Below are 20729 nucleotides of genomic sequence, written 5' to 3' on the forward strand. Positions count from 1 at the left end.
ATTACTTATATGTATCTGTTTCTATCCTATAATAAGAACGATTTTGTATTGTTTTGTTCACAAACCATACCTCTCATTATAAACAAATTAAAACAGAATATGCTACCCTTAACAGTGTAATTTAAGAAATTTTAGAGCCGTTCCTTCATAATTCGGCCGATGCGCGAAAACAAAGCCGCCGGCATATGCGCGGGCGGCCTGCTTTTCTCTATAAAGACTCTTGTTTTTCCGCGCCGAATACAGACATGGCGAGCAATTCACTGACATCATAAGTGCCGATCTCGTCTTCGGCTTCTTTCGCTTTCGTACCGTCACCGAGCATGGTCAGGCAGTAAGGGCAGCCGGAGCTGATGACCGTCGGGCTGACTGAAAGCGCCTGCTCGGTCCGGGCCGTGTTGATTCTCGCTCCCGTTTCTTCTTCCATCCACATGAGTCCTCCCCCGGCGCCGCAGCACATTCCGTTTTCACGGCTTCGCTCCATTTCTTTCAATTGAACACCCGGAATAGCTTTTAAAATCGCTCTCGGCGGCTCATACACCTCATTGTATCTGCCTAAATAGCATGAGTCATGGAAAGTAATCGTTTCATTCACCGGGTGAAGCGGTTTTAATTTCCCCTGCGACACTAGCTCGGCTAATAATTCAGTATGATGATAGACTTCGGCCCGGAATCCGAAATCCGGATATTCATTTTTGAACATATTATAGGCGTGCGGATCAATCGTGACGATTTTTTTGATCCCGTGTTTTTCAAATTCGCCGATGTTGTGTTCCGCCAGCTCTTGGAACAGAAACTCATTGCCCAAACGGCGCGGTGTATCGCCTGAGTTTTTTTCTTTATTGCCGAGAATCGCAAAGGATACGCCCGCTTCATTGAGCAGCTTTGCAAATGAGACGGCAATCTTTTGGCTCCTGTTGTCATAGGAACCCATTGAACCGACCCAAAACAAGTATTCGAACTCTTTATCTTGTTTTTTCATTTCTTTCACCGTCAGAATCTCCGTATCGGTCTGCTCCCGCCAGTTTTCCCGCTCTTTCCGGTTTAAGCCCCACGGGTTTCCCTGTCTTTCAATGCTTGTCATCGCCCGCTGCGCGTCGCTGTCCATCTTCCCTTCCGTAAGCACGAGATAGCGGCGCAGGTCGATAATTTTATCAACGTGTTCATTCATGACCGGGCATTGATCTTCACAATTGCGGCATGTGGTGCACGCCCAGATCTCCTCTTCCGTGATAACCTCGCCGATTAAGCTCGGGTTGTAGTCAATGGCTGCCGCCGCTTCACGCGATCCTCCCCCTGAGGAAGCAGCTGCGAGCTGATTCGCTTTCGTGTGCTGAAAAACGGGCGCGGGCACCCACGGAGATTTTGACGTCACGGCAGCGCCTTTTTCCGTCAGGTGGTCTCTGAGCTTTAAAATGAGATCCATCGGCGATAGCATTTTGCCCGTACCGGAGGCCGGACACATATTTGTACAGCGTCCGCACTCGACGCAGGCATAAAGATCAACAAGCTGAGAGCGGCGGAAGTCTTCAATCTTTCCGACGCCGTAGCTTTCTTTTGTCTCATCGGTGAAATCGATTTTTTCCAGCTTTCCTTTTGAATCAAGCCTGCTGAGGAACACATTCGCCGGACCCGCAATTAAGTGCGCATGCTTTGATTGCGGCACGTACACTAAAAAGCTGAGCAGGAACAACAGATGAAGCCACCATGAAACATAAAACACGGCGGCTGCCACCGGCGCTGAAAGACCGCCGAGCACAAACGCAATCGAGGAAGCGATCGGTTCAGTCCAAGACAGAGAATGATCGTGCCATAAAAGGTTCATGGCGTTCCCGAGAAGCACCGTCACCATCAGTCCGCCGATAAACAGGAGGACAAGCCCCGCCTTAAACCCTCGTTTCAGTCTGACGAGTTTTTCAATGTAGCGCCGGTAAAACGCCCAGACCACGGCAACTAAAATAAGAAACGTGACAATTTCCTGAAAAAAGGTAAATGCCGGATAAAGCGGGCCGAACGGCAAATGCCGGTCAGGAAGCAGCCCTTTCAGAATAAAATCAATAGCGCCGAACTGAACGAGTATAAAACCGTAAAAAAACAGAACGTGGATGATTCCGCTTTTTTTATCTTTCAGCAATTTTTTCTGTCCGAACACATTCACCCATATCTTCTGCAAGCGTTCTTTCAGGCGTTTATCAAATTCTTCCCTCTGGCCGAGCTTAATATAAGCAATCCTCGTTCTGATCAGGTAAACGAATAAATAAACGGCGTAAGCGGTTACAGCTAAGAACAGCAGCGCGTTTACCATGAGAAAAGCGTTCATCTTGTCTCCCCCTTTGTTCTGATTCCCCTCTTCATTGTCATATCTTTACTTTATCATAAATAATGAATGAGTGTTCAGTCAATAATTAAATTCGGATTCTCGGGGCACACTACCGATACTTCGGAAAGGAGGCGTCGGTATGAAGGTCTTTTTTGTGTTGCTTGTCATTTTCATTATATTCATCGCACTTATGCTGCTTGATATGCTGCTTGGCCGGGCGGCGTACAAAAAACAGGCGTACGAACCCGTTTTCGCGCCGAAAAAGAGTGATATCAGACTCATTCACTGCGGCGGCGAGCTTGTGCAGCAAATGACGGATGATATCCGCCAAGCCGTCTCTTCTATTCATATGATGTTTTTTATTATGAAGAACGACCAAGTCTGCCATGATATGTTTCATTTATTGAAAGAAAAGGCGCAGGCCGGCGTCTCCGTATATCTGCTGCTCGATTGGGCGGGCAGCCGTCAAGTGAAAAAACCTTCCATTCAAACAATGAAAAAAGCCGGCGTTCACGTTCATTTTCTGAACAAACCGGGATTTCCGTATCTTTTTTTCAGGCTGCAAAAACGGAATCACCGGAAAGTGACCGTCATTGACGGCAAAATCGGCTATGTCGGCGGATTTAATATCGCGGAAGAGTATCTCGGCAAAAAAGCGAAGTTCGGAAACTGGGAGGATTATCACCTGCGGATGACCGGCGAAGGCACTGCGGATCTCCAGACTCTTTTTGCAAACGATCTGAAACGAAGCACCGGAAAAACACTGGAATCACCCGAGGTTTATCCGCCGTTATCCGAAGGGAATATCACTCATAGGACATATGCGTCTGACGGTTTTTCGCTTGAATCGCATTATGAAAGCTGCATCCTTAAAGCGGAGAAAAACATCATTATCTGCACGCCTTATTATGTACCGAGCAAAAAGCTTCAGGCAGCGCTTATTTCGGCCTGCCGAAAAGGCGTCAAAGTGACTTTGATTGTGCCAATGAAGTCAGACCACCCGCTCGTTCGGGAAACAGCTTTTGCCTATTATCCCGAGCTTCTGAAGGCCGGCTGCCTCATCTACCGGTATTATCAAGGCTTTTATCATGTCAAAGCCCTCATTATTGATGACCGTATCAGCATTATCGGCACGCCGAATTTTGATAAACGGAGCCTGTTCTGGAATGAAGAAGTGAATGTCATCATTAATGATGAGACCTTTACTGAGGAAGTGCTCTCAACCATAAAGCAGGACATCGAAAAATCCGAGCTCCTCACCTTAGAAAAAGTGAAACAGCGCTCCGTCAGACAGCTTCCTGCAGAATGGCTGGGTAAGGCCATATCTTATTTTTTATAAAGGAGAAACCCTATGCTGTTCAAATTCGGATTCGTCTCAAACGCCACGTGTCTTTGGGACGCATCCCCCGCAAAAACCTTAACGTATGCGCGCTATACAACACTTTCCGCAAGCGAACGGAAAGAGGCCCTGCTTTCTGTGACGAAAGCAAATCTTACCAATACGCTGCGCACCATCCACTATGTGATCGGACACGGCATCCCGCTGTACAGGTTCTCAAGCTCGATTGTGCCGCTCGCCACCCATCCGGATGTGCGGTGGGATTTTGTCACGCCGTTTCGCCAGGAGTTCCGCGAGATCGGCGAGCTGGTCAGAAAATATGATCTCAGAACGAGTTTTCATCCGAACCAGTTCACCCTTTTCACAAGCCCGAAACAGGAGATTACCGCAAATGCGGTCAAGGATATGGCCTATCATTATGACATGCTGGACGCTATGGGCATCGCGGATCGTGCCGTCATTAACATTCATGTCGGGGGCGCTTACGGCGACAAACAAAGCGCGCTTGGCCGTTTCGGCATGAACTTGAAAGAGCTCCCCGATATTATCAAACAGCGGATGACTTTGGAAAACGATGATAAAACGTATACGTCTGAAGAAACACTCAGTGTATGTGAACAAGAAGGCATTCCATTTGTGTTTGATTACCACCATTTTTACGCCAATCCGACCGATGACGCTGATTTGGATGACATTCTCCCGCGGATGATTAAAACATGGCAACGGATCGGCTTAAGGCCGAAAGTCCACCTCTCCTCACCAAAATCAGAAGCAGCTATCCGCAGTCATGCCGACTATGTGGATGCGAATTTCATCCTGCCGGTGCTGGAGCGGTTCAGACAATGGGATACGGACATCGACTTTATGATTGAAGCAAAAGAGAAAGACCGGGCGCTGCTTCGGCTCGTCGAAGAATTAAGCGCCATCCGCGGAGTCAAACGCCTGGCGGGAGGCGTGCTGAGGTGGAAATCATAACCAGGTTTATCACCCGATTATCTGGGGAATTTCCGAAATAACAGACCATCAGACGGAGGAGAAAACACATGAAAAACATTACATCTTTGAAAATAGCCGCTAAGAAATTCACTTTAAGAAACATGCTTCAGCTTTATCAGCTTTGCCACACAGGAGGCCACGAGCTGTATATCTACTCTAAAAAAACGATGTGCAAAATCAAAGATATCATCGAACTGGAAACTTTCAGAATGGCTCATAAAGAACAAGAATATTTAATTGTAGTGGAAGGAAAGAAAGCGGTTCAGCTTATTGACCGTTTCAAACATATGATCGAACCTGCGCAAAAAGAAGCCCATTAAATACGGATACATAAAAAAAGGAGAGACAGGAGGCCGCTCGGCCCCGTTCGTCTCTCCTTTTTTCTTTATTAATGAATCAGCTCGCCGAATTGCGCCTGATGAAGTCTCTGGTACATGCCGCCGGATGCCAGCAGTTCCTTATGGTGTCCTTGTTCAGCAATGCCTTCTTTCGTAACGACGACGATCCGGTCCGCATCCTTAATCGTAGCCAGCCGATGGGCGATCACAAGAGTCGTGCGTCCTTCAGACAGTTTTTGCAGAGACTTTTGAATGGCGGCTTCCGTTTCTGTGTCGAGAGCTGATGTAGCCTCATCCAAAATTAAGATCGACGGGTTTTTCAAAAACATTCTGGCGATGGAAAGCCGCTGTTTCTGCCCGCCTGACAGCTTCACGCCGCGCTCGCCGATCACCGTGTTCAAACCGTCGGGATACCCGTTTACCAAATCCTCTAAATGCGCCTGCCGGACGGCCTGCCAGATCTCTTCCTCAGACGCGTCCAGCCGCCCGTAAGCAATGTTTTCCCGTAATGTGCCGGAAAACAGAAAGACATCCTGCTGGACGACGCCGATTTGTCCCCGCAGAGATGACAGCGTCATGTCCTTAATGTCGATGCCGTCGATGGATATGACGCCTTCAGACGGCTCATAAAAACGCGGAAGCAGACTTGTCAGCGTTGATTTCCCCGCTCCCGAAGGCCCGACAAATGCGACTGTCTCCCCCGCATGAATGGATAAATTGATGCCGGACAGCACCGGATTGTTTTCTTCATAGCCGAATGACACATGATCATAGCGGATATTCCCTTTTAAACCGGGTACATGTCTCGCGTGCGGGGCATCCTTGATATCAGGCTCCGTTTCCAGTATTTCCATAAAGCTTTTAAAACCGGCAATGCCTCTCGGATACATCTCAATAATTGCGTTGATCTTATCAATCGGACGGAACAGAACGTTCGTCAGCAGCACAAAAGCAACGAATTCTCCGTAGGATAATGATCCGCGAATGACGAACCATGTGCCGCACAACAGGACGAACAGCGTGACGAATCTTGTCAGCATGTAACTGATTGAACCGTTTTTGGCCATGATTTTATATGACGTCAGTTTTGTCTTGCGGAACCGCTGGTTGTTCACGTCAAACCGCTGCTTTTCAAACGCTTCATTGCTGAAAGCCTGGACAAGGCGGATGCCGCCGATGTTATTTTCGACCCTCGCGCTGAAATCACCGACATCTTTGTTCAGTTTTGTAAACGCGGAGGTCATTTTTTTATTGAAATACAAAGCAAGCCAAATGACGACCGGCATAATGATAAAGGTCAACAGCGCGAGCTGCCAGTTAATGAACAGCATGACGCCGAAAGCGCCCAAAATCGTCATGATCGCGATAAACAGGTCCTCGGGTCCGTGGTGGGCCGTTTCTCCGATATACATCAAATCATTGGTGAGCTTAGACATTAAACTGCCCGTTTTGTTGTTATCGTAAAATTTGAACGAAAGCTTTTGCAGATGGTCAAAAAGCTTTTTCCGCATATCGGTTTCAATGTTAATACCGAGCATATGGCCCCAATACGTCACAACATACTGAAGTGCCGAGCTGAGAGCGTACACCCCGAACAAAGCGATAGAAGTCAAAATAATCAGACTCCAATCCCGCCCCGGGAGCAATGTATCGATAAAGTAATTGACAATCAGAGGAAAACTCAGCTCCATCAACCCGCCTGCGATGGCAGAAAAGAAGTCGAGAAAAAACAGCTTTTTGTACGGTTTATAATAAGAAAAAAATTGTCGCAGCACGATTCTGTCCTCCTTGCGCCTCGCACTCAATGATAATATTTCTCAATTATACTATACACAAGGAGTTTTTAAAGCGTTTTTTACAAAACGCCTGAAAATAGCCGTGCGAAGGATTCCTTCGTTCTTTCCCATAATGCGCGCTTATAAAAACGGACGGGGCTGATTTTCTCAGACTCTCTCATATCCTCCAGATAATGCGCTTCAAGATCTTTGACCGCCTCTTGATCTGTAAAAAACACATTGACTTCAAAGTTCAGCTGAAAGCTTCTCATGTCCATATTCGCCGTCCCGACAGAAGCAAGGTTTCCGTCGGTGATGAGTACCTTTTGATGCATAAAGCCCTTTTGATAGGAATAGACTTCAATTCCTTCCCGAAGAAGCTCGGGGAAATAAGACCTCGTCGCATACTGGGTTAGAAACCCGTCATTGGTTTCCGGCACCATGACACGCACTTGGACGCCTCTTGCGGCAGCCTCCTTTAACGCCGTGCGGATCGGCTCATTCGGCACGAAATAAGGCGTCGCGATCCATACAGACGATTCGGCCGCCGCGATCATGGCATAATACAGATCGCTCATCCGCTCCTTCATATCGGGGCCTGTCGGAACGACTTGATAGACGCCGCCGCTTTCTGCCGGAACCGGGCGGCTGTATGCTTTCTGATCAATAAGCACCTCATCAGAAACGTATTCCCAATCAAGCATAAAAATGCTGTGGAGCGTCTGAACGATTTCTCCTTCGACTTTCATATGGGTGTCGCGCCAAAAGCCGACGTTTTTGTCTTTGCTGATATATTCCTTGCCGACATTCAGCCCGCCGACAAAACCAATTTCCCCGTCAACGACGACGATCTTGCGGTGATTTCTGAAATTGAATTTCTGGTTGAAAAAGCCGTATTTCAGCGGCAGGAACGGGACGATGTTCACGCCCGCGCGTTTCAGTTTTTTAATATCTTTTCCGGACAGCTTCAGGCTGCCGGCCGCATCGAACAAAAACCGCACTTCCACGCCTTGACGCGCTTTCTCCATCATAATCTCCATCATCTTGTGCCCGAGCATGTCTGATTTGAACATGTAATATTCAATATGTATAAATGATGCTGCCCCCCGGAGCGCTTCAAACAGCTCCGGAAAAGTTTCATCCCCGTTTTTGAGCACCTTCAGCCTGCTTTTTGTATTGATATTCATGTGGGCAGCTTTGATTGAATATTGAAAGAAACGCTTCTGATTTCCTTTCAATCCGGACAGGTCGGGAGTTTGCTCCATATCAAATATCGTTCTCAGCTTTTCCCGGTTATACGTCCGTTTTGACCTGAACAGCTTGCCTTTTTCATAAAGCTGGCCGGAGAATAGGTAAAATAAGTACCCGGCGATCGGAAAAAAGATAAGAATGTGGATCCATAACAGCGTGTGCTGCGAGGTGCGGTTTTCTAAGATTAACGAATAAATGCTGAACAGGATAATGCTTGCATAGCAAAGCAATCCGCCGTAAAACTCAAGCCTGGAAACCGGAAAAAACCATATGACATATGCTCCGATCAGCATCATATATAAAAAGCAAAATTCCAGTCTCCTTTTCAGCATCCCGACTCTCTCCAATCTGATCCGATATCTCTTTATACCCTCTATTCTCCGGCCTGTAAACATATGAAAAAGCCTCCCCGCCCGAGCGGAAAGGCTTATGATGAGGCTTCCTGTGATGAAGGAGAAGAGCGTTTTCAGCAACCGTTGAAAAAATTATTCCCCTTTTGCAAGGAGGTGTTTAGCGTTTTCGATATACAACATAGCTGCGAGTCAAGTACTTGAGCGGCAGGCTGAACACGTGAACCAATCTCGTAAACGGCCAGAGGATAAAAACGATGTATCCAATGATGATATGAAACTTAAACCATAGCGGGACACTCTCCATCAAAGAGGCATCAGGCCTGAACAAAATGAGCTCCCTGAACCACGGCCCCACTGTTGTCCGGTAATCAAAGCCTTTCGAATCAATGTTGAGAAACGTGGCCGCAACGCCCGTCAGCATCATAAACAGCAGCAGAATGAGCGTGAGAAAATCCGCCGGCGAGCTGGTGTTGCGGATTCTTTTGTCAAACAGCCTTCTGTACGTCAGGATGAACAGGCCGATACACGCCGCGACCCCTGCAGGCAGGCCCGCGCCAATCGCCATTTTGTGATACGTATGCTCGGAAATGTCAATGGCGGAGTACACGGCTTCCGGAATCAGAATTCCCATGATATGGCCGCCGATGACGCACAGCAGGCCCCAATGAAAAAGGGTGCTGCCCGCCGCAAGTTTTTTCTTTTCCAACAGCTCGCTTGATTTAGCCGTCCAGCCAAACTGGTCATGCTGATAGCGGTAAATATGTCCGCCGATAAAGATCGTCAATACAATGTATGGCATCACGCCCCAGAGGATCTGCCCGTTCATGCCTGAACAGCCCCTTCTTTGCTTTCATGTACGCCGATATCTTCCAGCGCGGCAAGCAGGACATGCAGCAGCCCGGCGTATATGCTGTCATTTTTTTCGAGGCGGGACGCCAGCTCCCTCACATTGGACAGATATTTCTCAAATACGCTTCTTGCGGCTTCAATTTCCGCAATCGCCGCAAATTCAAGCATAAGCGGCAGATAATCAGGCAGTTCTTTCTCTGTCGGGAGGAAACCGGATTGCTGGTATGTGTTCTTTAAATGCAGCAATTCAATGCCGCGTTCCCTTTGCTCGCCTGAGTTAAAGTAGGTGACATACATGTTCGTTTTTTTCCCGAAATCGAACGTATAGACATAGTGTTCAATCAGCGCTTCCTGAGAAAATCCGGCTGCCGCCTTCAAAAAGCGCAGCAGCTTCTCCCGGATTTCCTGGCTGCTGATGTCAAGGAGAAGAGTCTTCCAATCAGGAAGCTCAGCTCTCCAGTCTTCGTCCGGATAAGAGAGAAGACAGGAAAGAGCGGAGAACGTAATTTGCCGGTCTATGGTGTTCATCTTGTTACACCTCATTTTTCAAAAATTAGAAACAAGACCCGGGGCCGCCTGAAAATGATAAGCCGCAGCTCCCTTGTTCAGCGTATAAATCTGACACTTCTTCCCGATGGCTGCTCGGAATCACAAAGCGGTCGTCATATTTGGCGATCGCCAGCAGCCGATACATGTCTTCAATTTGCCGTTCTGTCAGACCGACACTGGAGATGAGTGCCGGGTCAATGGATTTATTCGTCTGGACTGCTCTCATATACTGGCGCATGACAGACATTTTCTTTAACGTTGACCGAATATGGTCCGTGTCTCCCGCCGTTAATAGCTGCGCCAAGTAGTCAATCGGGATTCTCATTTGGTCGATAGCCGGAAAAATGTCTTCCGCCGTTTGCCGGCTGCCTTTTCCTTCAAAGAGATTCATAATCGGGCTGAGCGGCGGTATGTACCAAACCATCGGCAGCGTGCGGTACTCAGGATGAAGCGGGAGCGCAATCTTCCAGTCGATGATCATTTTATAGATCGGCGATTTTCGCGCGGCCTCTATCCATTCATCCGGGATGCCTTGTTCTTTTGCCAGTCTGGCAACCTCAGGATCATTCGGATCGAGAAAAACGTCCAATTGGGAATGATAGAGATCCTTTTCATTTTCAACAGATGCCGCTTCCTCCACTTTGTCCGCGTCGTACAGCATGACGCCGAGGTAGCGGATTCTGCCAACACACGTCTCAGAGCAGATGGTCGGCAGTCCCGCCTCCAAACGCGGAAAGCAGAGTGTGCATTTTTCCGCTTTGTTTGTTTTCCAGTTAAAATAGACTTTTTTATAAGGACAGGATGAGACGCAATATCTCCATGAACGGCAGGCGTTTTGATCCACGAGCACAATGCCGTCTTCCTCGCGTTTGTACATGGCGCCGGACGGGCAGGATGAGACGCACGCCGGGTTGATGCAGTGCTCGCAAATACGCGGCAGATACATCATAAAGACTTCATCGAATTCCGTTTTGATCGATTCCTCCATTTTTTGCACGTTTGGATCTTCAAGCCCCGTAATGTGGCCGCCCGCGAGATCATCCTCCCAGTTCGGGCCCCATTCGATATTCATGAAATCCCCCGTCAGTGACGATTTCGGGCGCGCCACCGGCTGGTGTTTTTTCTGCGGACTGTTTGTTAATGTTTCATAATCATAATTCCAAGGTTCATAGTAATCATCAATCGTCGGCTGATTCGGATTATAGAAAAGGCCTGCCAGCCGATTCGTTTTCGGGCCGGATTTCAGCCCGAGCTTTCCTTTTTTTAAAGTCCAGCCGCCTTTATATTTGTCCTGATCCTCCCATTGCTTCGGGTAGCCGATGCCCGGCTTTGTTTCTACATTATTGAAGTACATATATTCCGCACCGGAGCGGTTTGTCCACGTGTTTTTGCAGGTGACGCTGCATGTGTGGCAGCCGATGCATTTATCCAAGTTCATGACCATACCGATTTGCGCTTTAATCTTCAAGCCAATCGACCTCCTTCAGCTTGCGGATGACGACATTCAGGTCACGCTGGTTCCCTGTCGGACCGTAATAATTAAAGCCGTAGCTGAGCTGGGCGTAGCCTCCGATCATCTGTGTCGGCTTGACGTGAATCCTTGTCGGGCTATTATGGGTGCCGCCCCGGTTATTCGTCAGCTTTGTGCCGGGCACGTTGATGTGGCGGTCCTGAGCATGATGCATAAACGCCATCCCTTTAGGAATCCGGTGGGACAAAACAGCTCTCGCGACGACAACACCGTTTCGGTTGAAACATTCAATCCAATCATTGTCCTTGATATCCGTGTCCTCTGCGTCATCTTTATTCATCCACACGGTCGGCCCTCCGCGGAACAGCGTCAGCATCGGCAGGGAATCGAAATACATGCTGTGGACGGACCATTTATTATGCGGCGTCAAATAGTTGAGGACGATTTCTTTCCCCTCCTGATCAGGCCGCTTGCTCAGAAACGGACGGTGCTGAAGGATCGGTTTAAATGTCGCCATCGTTTCACCGAATTCCATCATCAGTTCATGATCGACATAGTAGGATTGTCTGCCCGTCAGTGTCCGCCATGGGATTAATTTTTCCACATTTGTCGTAAACGGCGAGTATCTGCGCCCCCCTTTTTCTGAGCCGGTAAAGGCCGGAGAGGTGATGACCGTTTTCGGCTGGGCTGTAATTTGCTCGAACGTAAAGCATTCTTCCTCCCGCTCTTCCGCAAGGTCTTTCAGCTTCAGATTTGTGATGTTTTCAAGTGACTCCCATGCTTTGACGGCGACTTTTCCATTTGAAGTGGACGACAGGGTTAAAATCGCTTCCGCCGCCTGCTTTGCTTCACTTATATTCGGGCATCCCTTTGCAACACTGTCCGTTTCGGTTTCTCCCAGTCTCTTTTTGAGTGATTCATATTCATCGGCTATCGACCAGCTCATGCCTTTTGTTCCGCTCGGTTTTAAAGCAGCGTTTGGACCGAGCGCGGTCATTTTATGAAAAATATGCTTGTAATCCCGTTCGACGACTTGGATATTCGGCATCGTTTTTCCCGGAATCGCTTCACATTCACCTTTGCTCCAGTCATTGATTTTGCCGAACGGCTGGGCCAATTCCTGCATGGTGTCATGAAGGAGCGGCGTCGCGACAACCTCTTTCACCGGCTCCATCTCGACTTCTTCCGCAAGATCGGAAACCGCTTTTGAGAGGGCTTTGAAAATATCCCAGTCTGACCTCGATTCCCACGGTGCCGAGATGGCCGGAGCAAAAGGGTGAATGAACGGATGCATATCCGTACTGCTGAGATCGTGTTTTTCATACCATGTCGCCGCCGGCAGCACGATATCGGAATACAGCGCCGTACCCGCCATTCGAAAATCAAGATTGATTAACAAGTCAAGCTTTCCTTCCGGCGCCTGCTCCCGCCATTTGATTTCTTCAGGACGGATGCTGTCGCTGTCGTCATTCATCAAACCGTTTGTCGTCCCCAGCAGATGCTTGAGAAAATATTCGTGCCCTTTTCCTGAGCTGGAGATCAGATTGGCCCGCCATACGAAGAGATTCCTTGGGAAGTTCACTTCATTGTCAGGATCTTCAATCGCGAATTTCAGCTTTTTCTCTTGAAGCTGTGAGGCCACGTACGCACCGACGTCTTCTGGTGCCGCCGCCCCCGCTTTTTCAGCTTCTTTGTACAAATCAATGCCGTTTTGATTGAATGTCGGATAAGACGGCAGCCATCCTAATCTGGCAGCCAGCACATTGTAATCAGCGTGATGCTTGTAGCGGGATGACGCAGCAATCGGTGAAGCCAAATCGCTGATCGGCTGGTCCTCATAACGCCACTGATCTGTCGCAAAGTAGAAAAATGAGGTGCCGTTTTGCAGCTTAGGCACGCCTTCCCAGTCCTTTGCAGTTGCAATCGTCTGCCATCCTTCAGCGGGACGGAGCTTTTCCTGTCCCACATAATGAGCCCAGCCTCCGCCGTTTACGCCTTGCGCGCCTACGAGTAAAACAAGATTTAACACCGCACGGTAGATCGTGTCGGAGTTGAACCAGTGGTTGATCCCCGCCCCGACGATAATCATGGATCTGCCGTCCGTATCGATCGCATTTTGGGCAAACTCCCTGGCAATCTGAATGACGGCTTCTCTTTTAATTCCTGTGATCCGTTCCTGCCAGCCAGGTGTAAACGGACGAGGATCATCATAGGATACAGCTGCTTGTTTGCCGATGCCCCGGTTCACGCCGTAGTTGGCCAATATCAAGTCAAACACGGTCGTGACGTACACCTCTTCGCCATTCAGGTTTACTTTTTTAATCGGAAGATCCCGCTCAAGCACTTTGTTTCCGTCATTTGAAAAATACGGAATGCGCACCGTGCCAATTTCGTCCTCTATTCCAAGTACAGAGAGACGGGGCTCGATCTGTTCCCCGGTGTCTTCATCGATCATATGCAGGTTCCATTTCTTCTGACCGTCCCAGCGGGAGCCCATTGTTCCTTGCGGTATGGCAAACGCGCCTGTCTGTTCATTCCAGACCGCGGGCTTCCACTGATCATGCTTTGTCTGCCGCCCGATGTCCTTCGCATGCAGAAACCGCCCCGCTGTATACACGCCATTTTTTTTTGACAGGGTAACGAGGAATGGAAAATCCGTGTATTGCTTTGCATACTTGATAAAATGCTCTGTCTCTTGATTCACGTAAAATTCCTGCAAAATGACGTGACCCGTTGCCATCGCAAGCGCCCCGTCAGTCCCTTGGCGGATACTCAGCCAGTCATCGGCGAACTTGGAGGATTCCGCAAAATCCGGGCTGACTGAAATGACCTTGGCGCCTTTATAGCGGGCTTCCGCCAAAAAATGCGCATCAGGCGTTCTCGTCAACGGAACGTTTGAGCCCCATGTGATGATATAGCCGGAATTGTACCAATCACTGCTTTCCGGAACGTCCGTCTGGTCACCCCAAATTTGCGGGGACGCCGGGGGAAGATCCGCATACCAGTCATAAAAACTGAGCATTGGGCCGCCCATTAAAGACATAAACCGGGAGCCTGACGCATGGCTGATCATGGACATCGCCGGAATCGGGGAAAAACCGACATTCCGGTCAGGCCCGTATTTCATCACTGTATACAGCAGAGAGGCCGAGATCAGCTTCAGCACCTCCGGCCATTCAGCGCGCACAAAACCGCCTTTCCCTCTTGCCTGTTTATAAGACTTCGCTTTTTCAGGGTGTTCGACGATTGATTTCCAGGCATCCAATGGATTTTGATGAGCCTGCAATGCTTCCCGCCACAAATTGATCAGCACACCGCGCACGTATGGGTATTTCACACGCAGCGGGCTGTAGATGTACCACGAAAAACTGGCCCCCCGCGGACAGCCTCTCGGCTCGAAATCAGGCATATCCGGACCTGTAGATGGATAATTCAAGTTTTGTCCTTCCCACGTGACAATTCCGTTTTTCACGTAAATATTCCAGCTGCAAGACCCCGTGCAGTTGACACCGTGGGTGGAGCGAACGACTTTGTCGTACTGCCATCTGTTTCTGTATACATTCTCCCAATCACGATCTTCTTGGGTGGTTTGGCTATGATTATTTGAATGATGTTCGATAGGAGAAAAATAGTTTAATCTCCTGAACAACGGACTCATTTTCTTTTTCTTCATGATCGTTCACTCCTTCCGAGTCAGGTGATGCTATGTACACTATAAACAGAGACATCATGTTACCTTGTGAACTATGTCACACACTCTGCTTTTTTCACAAAACGTCCACATACAGAAGAAGGAAGGGCGCCTGAATCATTTAGCCGCCTTAGATTCAAAGAAAAACCCGGCTCTATTTAAGAACCGGGCTCTGCGCTTTCATCCTGTGATGTATGGAGATACCGTAAAAACAATTGATAGGAACAAAAGACATTTTGCTGAAGCATCGCCAAAAAGTTCATTTGCAGCCGCGGATGGTAAGACATCATTTGCTTGAACATAGAATATGGAATATGGAGTGCCAGAATGTCCGGGGAAGCATTAACTGAGATAAAAGGCGATAGAGACAGTCCGCCTTTTTCATCAACCGGAAACACAGCGCCTTTTTCCCACAGCGCAACGGTTTGCGAGCCTTCAGGGAGCCTGCTGTCCTTAAAACGGATACTGCCTTTTAATACGATATATACGGATTGTGAATGAAGAAAGGATGGAGACTGATCAGACGAGCCGCGGATAAACGTCCCGTTTTTCAATAAGGCTGCGACGATGGACAGAGGCACTTCATTAAACATAGGAAGTTGTTTCAGACATAATAAATAGTCACACTGATTCATAGGAAAGCCTCCCGTGCTAAGGATAGCTTTAGTGTAGCCCGATTGAGCCTGCACGGCAGTGATATAGTTCACAGCTTGTATGATGAATGTCACTTATCAGGAGGATGCCTGCATTTATAATGAAGTAAAAAGGAGGATTTTGATGAAGGCGATGATTCCGAAGCAGCACGGCGCATGGGCGATGCTGCTGATTCCATTTTTACTCGGCATGGTCAAGGGAGGCCCGGTTTTCTGGCATATTCCGCTCTTTCTAGGCTGGCTTTTCCTTTATTTGACGGTTTATCCCGTTTCACTTGCCTTGAAAAAGAAACAGCTCAAACCCTATCAAAAGTGGATATGGTACTACGGTGTACCGGCCTGCTGCTTTCTGACCGTTTCTGCCGTTCATAAGCCCCATCTCATCTGGGTGGGCGTTTCTTTACTGCCGCTGTTTCTTATCCATATGCATTATGCCCGCCGAAAAAACGAACGAGCGCTGACGAACGATGCTGCGGGTGTCCTGTTCTTTTGTTCAGGCGGGCTTGCGAGCTGCTGGCTGGGAACGGGAGCCCTTGACGGCTGGGCTTGGTTTCTATTCTTGCAATCTGCTTTATTTTTTATCGGAAGTTCTTTTTATGTGAAATCAGTCATCCGTGAGAGAAAAAACAGAACATTTGCATACTGGTCATGGGGATATCATCTGCTCCTTCCCTTATTATCGGCTCTTCTCGGTGCAGGCTGGGCGTTTTTTGCTTTTATCCCAAGCAGTTTGCGGGCATGGTATTTTCACGGGAGAGATTGGTCCGCGAAAAAAATCGGCATTCTTGAAATCGCAAACGCCGGCTTCTTTTTCGCGGTCATGTGTACATATATGGCGTAATAAAAAACAAGGACAGCGGCTGTCCTTGTTTTTTCAGTCAATATTACAGATCTCCAGCGGACAGTTTTCACACTCGATCTCACATCGTAAATAGTCCCGCTTGTGCAAAATAATTTTCCCGGCTTCGTCTATCGAAATAACCCCTTGTTTGCGAAGGTCTCCCAGCATGCGGTTGACGCTTTCTCTCGCCGCCGCGCAAAACTTAGCCAAATCCTGATTTGTCAGCACAATGTTGATCAGAATCCCGTCGCTTCGTTCCACCCCGTAGCTGTTTGATAAGCGGATAAGAGTAGAATAGAGCGCCCCTTTTTTGCCGTGAAGAAGCAGATCCCTGATTTTGGACTGAATTTTCCGGAGATGGGTGCTCATCCATTTCATAAATTCAAAAGTCAAATCACCATTTTGGATTAATTCCTTTTCCAGCTTGTTTTTATTAATGACGAGCACCTCGCCACCCTCTAACACTTTTGCGCTGAGCATATATCTCGGCTCTTCTGTAAACAATGTCAGTTCCCCGACAATATCGTTTTTTTGGCAGATTCTAAGCGTCAGGTCTTTGCCGTCAGATGTCAGCTTGCCGATTTCAATAAGTCCTGATTGGATCAGATAAAGCTCTTCTGCATCCATTCCTTCTTGAAACAAATACGTGTGTTTTTTCATTTTCCTTTTCGTGCTGATCGATTTCAGCAATTCATGGAGTTCGCGGGAAAGAAGTTCTTTATCAGATTTTCGGACAGAGAGAATATTCATGAACTCACCTCGAAGAAAGTCACGTTGCGTATGTTTATTGTAACGTGACTTGATTTGCACTCATCCAGGAAAAACTAACAATCTTGTGAATGGATCATTATGAATGGAGGCTCTGACTGCTTCTCTCTGTATGTGTTTTCATTTTTTCCTGCCAATACATCCAGATCACAAGGACAAAGCTCGCCAACGCAACCTCCGAAAGCGCCATAAAGCCGATGGCATATTGGCCTGTTGCCTGAAATACACTTGCCAGAATCAGCGGAGGGAAAAAGCCGCCCAGTCCGCCCATAGCAGACACAATCCCGTTGGCAATTCCCGCCTGCTTTGAAAAATAGAAAGGCACCAGTTTAAATACCGTTCCGTTCCCAATACCTGAGCAGACCGCCACCGTTAATGACCCAAACGCATAAAGGCCGATCGCCGGCGAGAATGACAGCATAACGCCTGATAGCGTAAGACCCGCGAAAACGAACATCAAAATGCGGAGCGGGTTCATTTTATCAGCAAGAAATCCTCCCGCAGGCCTGAGCAGCGTAGAGACCGCAATAAAGCCGGCCGTCCGCAGACCGGCATCCGCCGGGGTCAGCCCAAAATGCTCAACCAAAAAGTTCGGAAGATAGATAGTAAAGGCGACAAAGGCGCCAAACGTAATAAAATAAAACAGGCTCAAAAACCAAAGCACATGATTTCGGTAAACGGCTTTCATTTGAGTTTTTACGGAAACTTTGACCTTCTTTTCATGCCGGTCGCCGAATAAAACGTGCAGTAATGCGAATACAGCCAGCAAAACCAGATACATCTGCACGGTTGCTTTCCATCCCGCAGCTTGAGCAATAACCGGCGCCGCAAATGTGGTAATGGCGGTGCCGATGTTTCCGGCACCGTAAATTCCATTGACGGCACCGTGCTTTTCTTTCGGATAATATTTCGGAAGGGAGGTCACTCCAATGGAGAATACCGCTCCGCCGATCCCTAAGAAAAAGCCGCCCGCGATTAAATCAAACAGAGAATCCGCGATACTGATCCAAAACACAGGAAACAAAAGCAGGATGAAGCTGATCATAAACATCAGCCGCGCCCCATACCTGTTCGTCAAATACCCTAATGGAATGCGGAGAAGCGATCCGAGAATAACGGGAATCGCCGTCACCAATGAAATCTCGCCTTTGCTTAAATGAATATCTGATGTCATTTGGGAAATGAGTGATGAAATCAGCACCCACACCATAAACCCTGCCACTAAGCTTAATGACTGCAATGATAATTGAATATGTTGACGATTGATCATTCGGCTTGCCCCTTTCACTGATTCAATATCAGTCTTATCATACAAAAACTCGGTGTACAGGATTGTGAATTACATCACACGCTTTATATGCAAAAAAAAGACAAAGCCCGAAGACTTTGTCCTTTCATGATGATTACATTTTTTCCGGAGCCGATACGCCGATCAGCTGAAGCGCGTTGTTCAGCGTAATTTGCGTCGCTTTCATTAAAGCCAGACGCGCGCGGCTCTTCTCTTTATTTTCAGGATCGATGACTTTTTCCGCATTGTAGAAGCTGTGAAGAGCGGATGCCAAATCATAAATGTAGTTGGTGATCCGGTGCGGGATGCGTTTTTCCGCCGCCTCCGCCACAGCTTCAGGGAATCCGCCGATCGTTTTCAGCAGATCGTATTCTTTTTCTGATTGAATATGGCTGAAATCAAGATCTGCCGCCGGTTTAAGTCCCTGCTCTTCCCCTTGGCGTAGCATGCTGCAAATACGGGCATGCGCGTATTGCGCGTAATACACAGGGTTTTCGTTTGATGTAGATACGGCAAGATCCAGGTCAAAATCCATATGCGTATCGGCGCTGCGCATCGCGAAGAAATAACGGACCGCGTCAAGGCCGACCTCTTCAATCAGGTCACGCATCGTTACGGCTTTCCCCGTACGTTTGCTCATCTTCATTTTTTCGCCGTTTTTATATAAATGAACGAGCTGAATGATTTCAACTTCCAATGTGCCTTTTTTGTAACCGAGCGCTTCAATTGCCGCTTTCATACGTGGAATATAGCCGTGGTGATCCGCGCCCCACACATTGATGAGCTTGTCGAAGCCGCGGTCAAGCTTGTCTTTATGGTATGCGATGTCCGGAAGCAGATAAGTGTATGAGCCGTCTTTTTTGATCAGCACACGGTCTTTGTCGTCACCGAACGTTGTGGAACGGAACCATGTCGCGCCGTCCTCTTCGTATACATGGCCCTTTTCGCGAAGCGCCTCAAGCGCCTGATCGATTTTTCCGTTTTCGTACAGTGATGTTTCAGAATACCATACGTCAAACGGCACGCGGAAATTCTCCAGGTCGGAGCGGAGTTTATCAAGCTCGTACTTTAAGCCGTATTCACGGAAAAACGCCTGACGTTCGCTCTCCTCTTCATGTACGAAGCGGTCACCGAAATCTTCGGCAAGCTTTTTCCCGATAGCGATAATATCTTCGCCCCGGTAGCCGTCTTCCGGCATCGGTTTTTCAAGACCGAGCGCCTCAAAATAACGGACTTCAACGGAGAGCGCCAGATTGTTAATCTGATTGCCCGCATCATTAATATAGTATTCGCGGCTCACATCATAGCCCGCTTTAGAAAGCACGCTGCACAGCACGTCACCTACTGCCGCGCCGCGCGCATGGCCTAAGTGAAGATCTCCCGTCGGGTTGGCGGACACGAATTCCACCTGAATCTTTTCGCCTTGTCCGACGTTTGTCTCTCCGTAATGTTCACCGGCTTCAAGCACGGACGGAATCAGTTTTGTTAAGTAGCCGTTGTTCATGTAAAAGTTGATGAAGCCCGGCCCCGCAATATCCATCTTTTCAATGGAAGCCTTGCCTTTATCAAATGCCGCCACGATCTCCTCGGCAATTTGGCGCGGCGCTTTTTTGGCGATTCTCGCCAGCTGCATCGCCATGTTTGTGGAATAATCACCGTGTGTTTTGTCTTTCGGCGTTTCTAACAGTACGCTTGGAATCTGGCTTTCTTCCGCCAGGCCCGCTTTCAGAACGGCCGCTTTGATTTCTTCCTTCAGCACGTCCTTCATTTGTTCCGCAATATTCATGCGTGAGTTCCTCCCTCATACGTGATCGTCATATTATGTAAATGCTGCTGCTCGTCTCCGACATGCATGTCATATGCGATGCTGATTCGGCCTTTTTCTTCACCGAGATCAGATTGAATCGATTTTGTGCTTGTTTCCAGCTCAAGCTCACCAAATGACATTTTATATTTCGTAATTGTGGAAGCTCCCGTTATGAAACGCTGATTCATTTTAACAGCGCCTGACCTCATGATCAGGACTTCGCCTTCGCTCACCTTCACAATCGTTTTTACTTTGCCTAGGTCGTGTTCTTCATAATAAGATAGATACACTTTTTGTTGTTTTACATAGTAAAATCCGGTAGTACGGAATTCGATGACTTCCTCATTTCCGTCATCCTCGATCACAGACTTCACATGGAGTGTTATCGGTGTCTCTTGCTTCATTTTGACACGTCCTTTTCATCATTCCACTTTGACTTGAAT

At 48.1% G+C, this 20729-nt stretch carries 16 protein-coding genes; 4 read left to right on the plus strand and 12 right to left on the minus strand.

What is annotated here, in order from left to right; translation table 11 throughout:
* Positions 1 to 208: 208 nt before the first annotated feature.
* Positions 209 to 2317 carry a heterodisulfide reductase-related iron-sulfur binding cluster gene (locus MHH91_RS18830; RefSeq protein ID WP_014471159.1) on the minus strand — a complete coding sequence of 703 codons (2109 nt, stop codon included), beginning with the start codon at positions 2315 to 2317 and terminating at the stop codon, positions 209 to 211.
* 139 nt (positions 2318 to 2456) lie between these two features.
* Here MHH91_RS18830 and cls (MHH91_RS18835) point away from each other — a divergent pair, with 139 nt between their 5' ends.
* The 3 genes from cls (MHH91_RS18835) to MHH91_RS18845 all read left to right on the plus strand — a co-directional run bounded on the left by cls (MHH91_RS18835) (position 2457) and on the right by MHH91_RS18845 (position 4972).
* Positions 2457 to 3656, plus strand: coding sequence for a cardiolipin synthase (gene cls / locus MHH91_RS18835; protein ID WP_013353937.1), 1200 nt, complete (start codon positions 2457 to 2459; stop codon positions 3654 to 3656).
* A 12-nt stretch (positions 3657 to 3668) separates the two neighbouring features.
* Positions 3669 to 4631, plus strand: coding sequence for a UV DNA damage repair endonuclease UvsE (gene uvsE, locus MHH91_RS18840; RefSeq protein ID WP_013353938.1), 963 nt, complete (start codon positions 3669 to 3671; stop codon positions 4629 to 4631).
* A 68-nt stretch (positions 4632 to 4699) separates the two neighbouring features.
* Entirely contained in the window at positions 4700 to 4972 is a 273-nt protein-coding gene (locus tag MHH91_RS18845; RefSeq protein WP_013353939.1) for a hypothetical protein, read from the plus strand.
* Between the two features lie 68 nt (positions 4973 to 5040).
* Here the strand turns inward: MHH91_RS18845 and MHH91_RS18850 are convergent, their stop codons facing one another.
* The 7 genes from MHH91_RS18850 to MHH91_RS18880 all read right to left on the minus strand — a co-directional run bounded on the left by MHH91_RS18850 (position 5041) and on the right by MHH91_RS18880 (position 15564).
* Entirely contained in the window at positions 5041 to 6765 is a 1725-nt protein-coding gene (locus MHH91_RS18850; protein WP_013353940.1) for an ABC transporter ATP-binding protein, read from the minus strand.
* Between the two features lie 80 nt (positions 6766 to 6845).
* The gene (gene cls, locus MHH91_RS18855; protein ID WP_014471160.1) at positions 6846 to 8348 is read right to left on the minus strand and encodes a cardiolipin synthase; all 1503 of its coding nucleotides are present in this window, start codon (positions 8346 to 8348) and stop codon (positions 6846 to 6848) included.
* A gap of 178 nt (positions 8349 to 8526) precedes the next feature.
* Positions 8527 to 9195, minus strand: coding sequence for a respiratory nitrate reductase subunit gamma (narI, locus tag MHH91_RS18860; RefSeq protein ID WP_013353942.1), 669 nt, complete (start codon positions 9193 to 9195; stop codon positions 8527 to 8529).
* Positions 9192 to 9746, minus strand: a complete 555-nt coding sequence (gene narJ, locus MHH91_RS18865; protein WP_013353943.1) for a nitrate reductase molybdenum cofactor assembly chaperone — start codon at positions 9744 to 9746, stop codon at positions 9192 to 9194. Before narJ ends, narI begins: the two co-directional genes overlap by 4 nt.
* Before the next feature lie 25 nt (positions 9747 to 9771).
* The gene (gene narH, locus MHH91_RS18870; RefSeq protein ID WP_013353944.1) at positions 9772 to 11235 is read right to left on the minus strand and encodes a nitrate reductase subunit beta; all 1464 of its coding nucleotides are present in this window, start codon (positions 11233 to 11235) and stop codon (positions 9772 to 9774) included.
* The gene (locus MHH91_RS18875; RefSeq protein ID WP_014471161.1) at positions 11225 to 14911 is read right to left on the minus strand and encodes a nitrate reductase subunit alpha; all 3687 of its coding nucleotides are present in this window, start codon (positions 14909 to 14911) and stop codon (positions 11225 to 11227) included. Before MHH91_RS18875 ends, narH begins: the two co-directional genes overlap by 11 nt.
* A gap of 176 nt (positions 14912 to 15087) precedes the next feature.
* Positions 15088 to 15564, minus strand: a complete 477-nt coding sequence (locus MHH91_RS18880) for a Crp/Fnr family transcriptional regulator (RefSeq protein ID WP_014471162.1) — start codon at positions 15562 to 15564, stop codon at positions 15088 to 15090.
* Positions 15565 to 15706: 142 nt separating this feature from the next.
* On the opposite strand from MHH91_RS18880, the gene MHH91_RS18885 reads away from it, so the two are divergent.
* Positions 15707 to 16423, plus strand: a complete 717-nt coding sequence (locus MHH91_RS18885; protein WP_013353947.1) for a YwiC-like family protein — start codon at positions 15707 to 15709, stop codon at positions 16421 to 16423.
* A 33-nt stretch (positions 16424 to 16456) separates the two neighbouring features.
* On the opposite strand, the gene MHH91_RS18890 is transcribed toward MHH91_RS18885, so the two are convergent.
* From MHH91_RS18890 to MHH91_RS18905, 4 genes are all read right to left on the minus strand, one after another.
* Entirely contained in the window at positions 16457 to 17173 is a 717-nt protein-coding gene (locus MHH91_RS18890; RefSeq protein WP_014471163.1) for a Crp/Fnr family transcriptional regulator, read from the minus strand.
* 97 nt (positions 17174 to 17270) lie between these two features.
* Positions 17271 to 18461 (minus strand): nitrate transporter NarK, encoded by a 1191-nt coding sequence (gene narK, locus MHH91_RS18895; RefSeq protein WP_013353949.1) that lies wholly within the window; start codon positions 18459 to 18461, stop codon positions 17271 to 17273.
* A gap of 133 nt (positions 18462 to 18594) precedes the next feature.
* On the minus strand, positions 18595 to 20265 hold the full coding sequence (argS, locus tag MHH91_RS18900) for an arginine--tRNA ligase (protein WP_013353950.1): 1671 nt from the start codon (positions 20263 to 20265) through the stop codon (positions 18595 to 18597).
* Positions 20262 to 20690, minus strand: a complete 429-nt coding sequence (locus MHH91_RS18905) for a DUF1934 domain-containing protein (RefSeq protein WP_013353951.1) — start codon at positions 20688 to 20690, stop codon at positions 20262 to 20264. The genes argS and MHH91_RS18905 overlap by 4 nt, the downstream gene beginning before the upstream one ends.
* Between the last annotated feature and the right edge of the window lie 39 nt (positions 20691 to 20729).

The sequence above is a fragment of the Bacillus sp. FSL K6-2819 genome, from assembly GCF_038008305.1.
Classification (GTDB): domain Bacteria; phylum Bacillota; class Bacilli; order Bacillales; family Bacillaceae; genus Bacillus; species Bacillus amyloliquefaciens.

Excerpts from the sequence above, each read along its gene's own strand:
- MHH91_RS18830 (WP_014471159.1), bottom strand. The coding sequence starts at position 2,317 with ATGAACGCTTTTCTCATGGTAAACGCGCTGCTGTTCTTAGCTGTAACC.
- cls (WP_013353937.1), top strand. The coding sequence starts at position 2,457 with ATGAAGGTCTTTTTTGTGTTGCTTGTCATTTTCATTATATTCATCGCA.
- uvsE (WP_013353938.1), top strand. The coding sequence starts at position 3,669 with ATGCTGTTCAAATTCGGATTCGTCTCAAACGCCACGTGTCTTTGGGAC.
- MHH91_RS18845 (WP_013353939.1), top strand. The coding sequence starts at position 4,700 with ATGAAAAACATTACATCTTTGAAAATAGCCGCTAAGAAATTCACTTTA.
- cls (WP_014471160.1), bottom strand. The coding sequence starts at position 8,348 with ATGCTGAAAAGGAGACTGGAATTTTGCTTTTTATATATGATGCTGATC.
- narI (WP_013353942.1), bottom strand. The coding sequence starts at position 9,195 with ATGAACGGGCAGATCCTCTGGGGCGTGATGCCATACATTGTATTGACG.
- narJ (WP_013353943.1), bottom strand. The coding sequence starts at position 9,746 with ATGAACACCATAGACCGGCAAATTACGTTCTCCGCTCTTTCCTGTCTT.
- MHH91_RS18875 (WP_014471161.1), bottom strand. The coding sequence starts at position 14,911 with ATGAAGAAAAAGAAAATGAGTCCGTTGTTCAGGAGATTAAACTATTTT.
- MHH91_RS18880 (WP_014471162.1), bottom strand. The coding sequence starts at position 15,564 with ATGAATCAGTGTGACTATTTATTATGTCTGAAACAACTTCCTATGTTT.
- MHH91_RS18885 (WP_013353947.1), top strand. The coding sequence starts at position 15,707 with ATGAAGGCGATGATTCCGAAGCAGCACGGCGCATGGGCGATGCTGCTG.
- MHH91_RS18890 (WP_014471163.1), bottom strand. The coding sequence starts at position 17,173 with ATGAATATTCTCTCTGTCCGAAAATCTGATAAAGAACTTCTTTCCCGC.
- narK (WP_013353949.1), bottom strand. The coding sequence starts at position 18,461 with ATGATCAATCGTCAACATATTCAATTATCATTGCAGTCATTAAGCTTA.
- argS (WP_013353950.1), bottom strand. The coding sequence starts at position 20,265 with ATGAATATTGCGGAACAAATGAAGGACGTGCTGAAGGAAGAAATCAAA.
- MHH91_RS18905 (WP_013353951.1), bottom strand. The coding sequence starts at position 20,690 with ATGAAGCAAGAGACACCGATAACACTCCATGTGAAGTCTGTGATCGAG.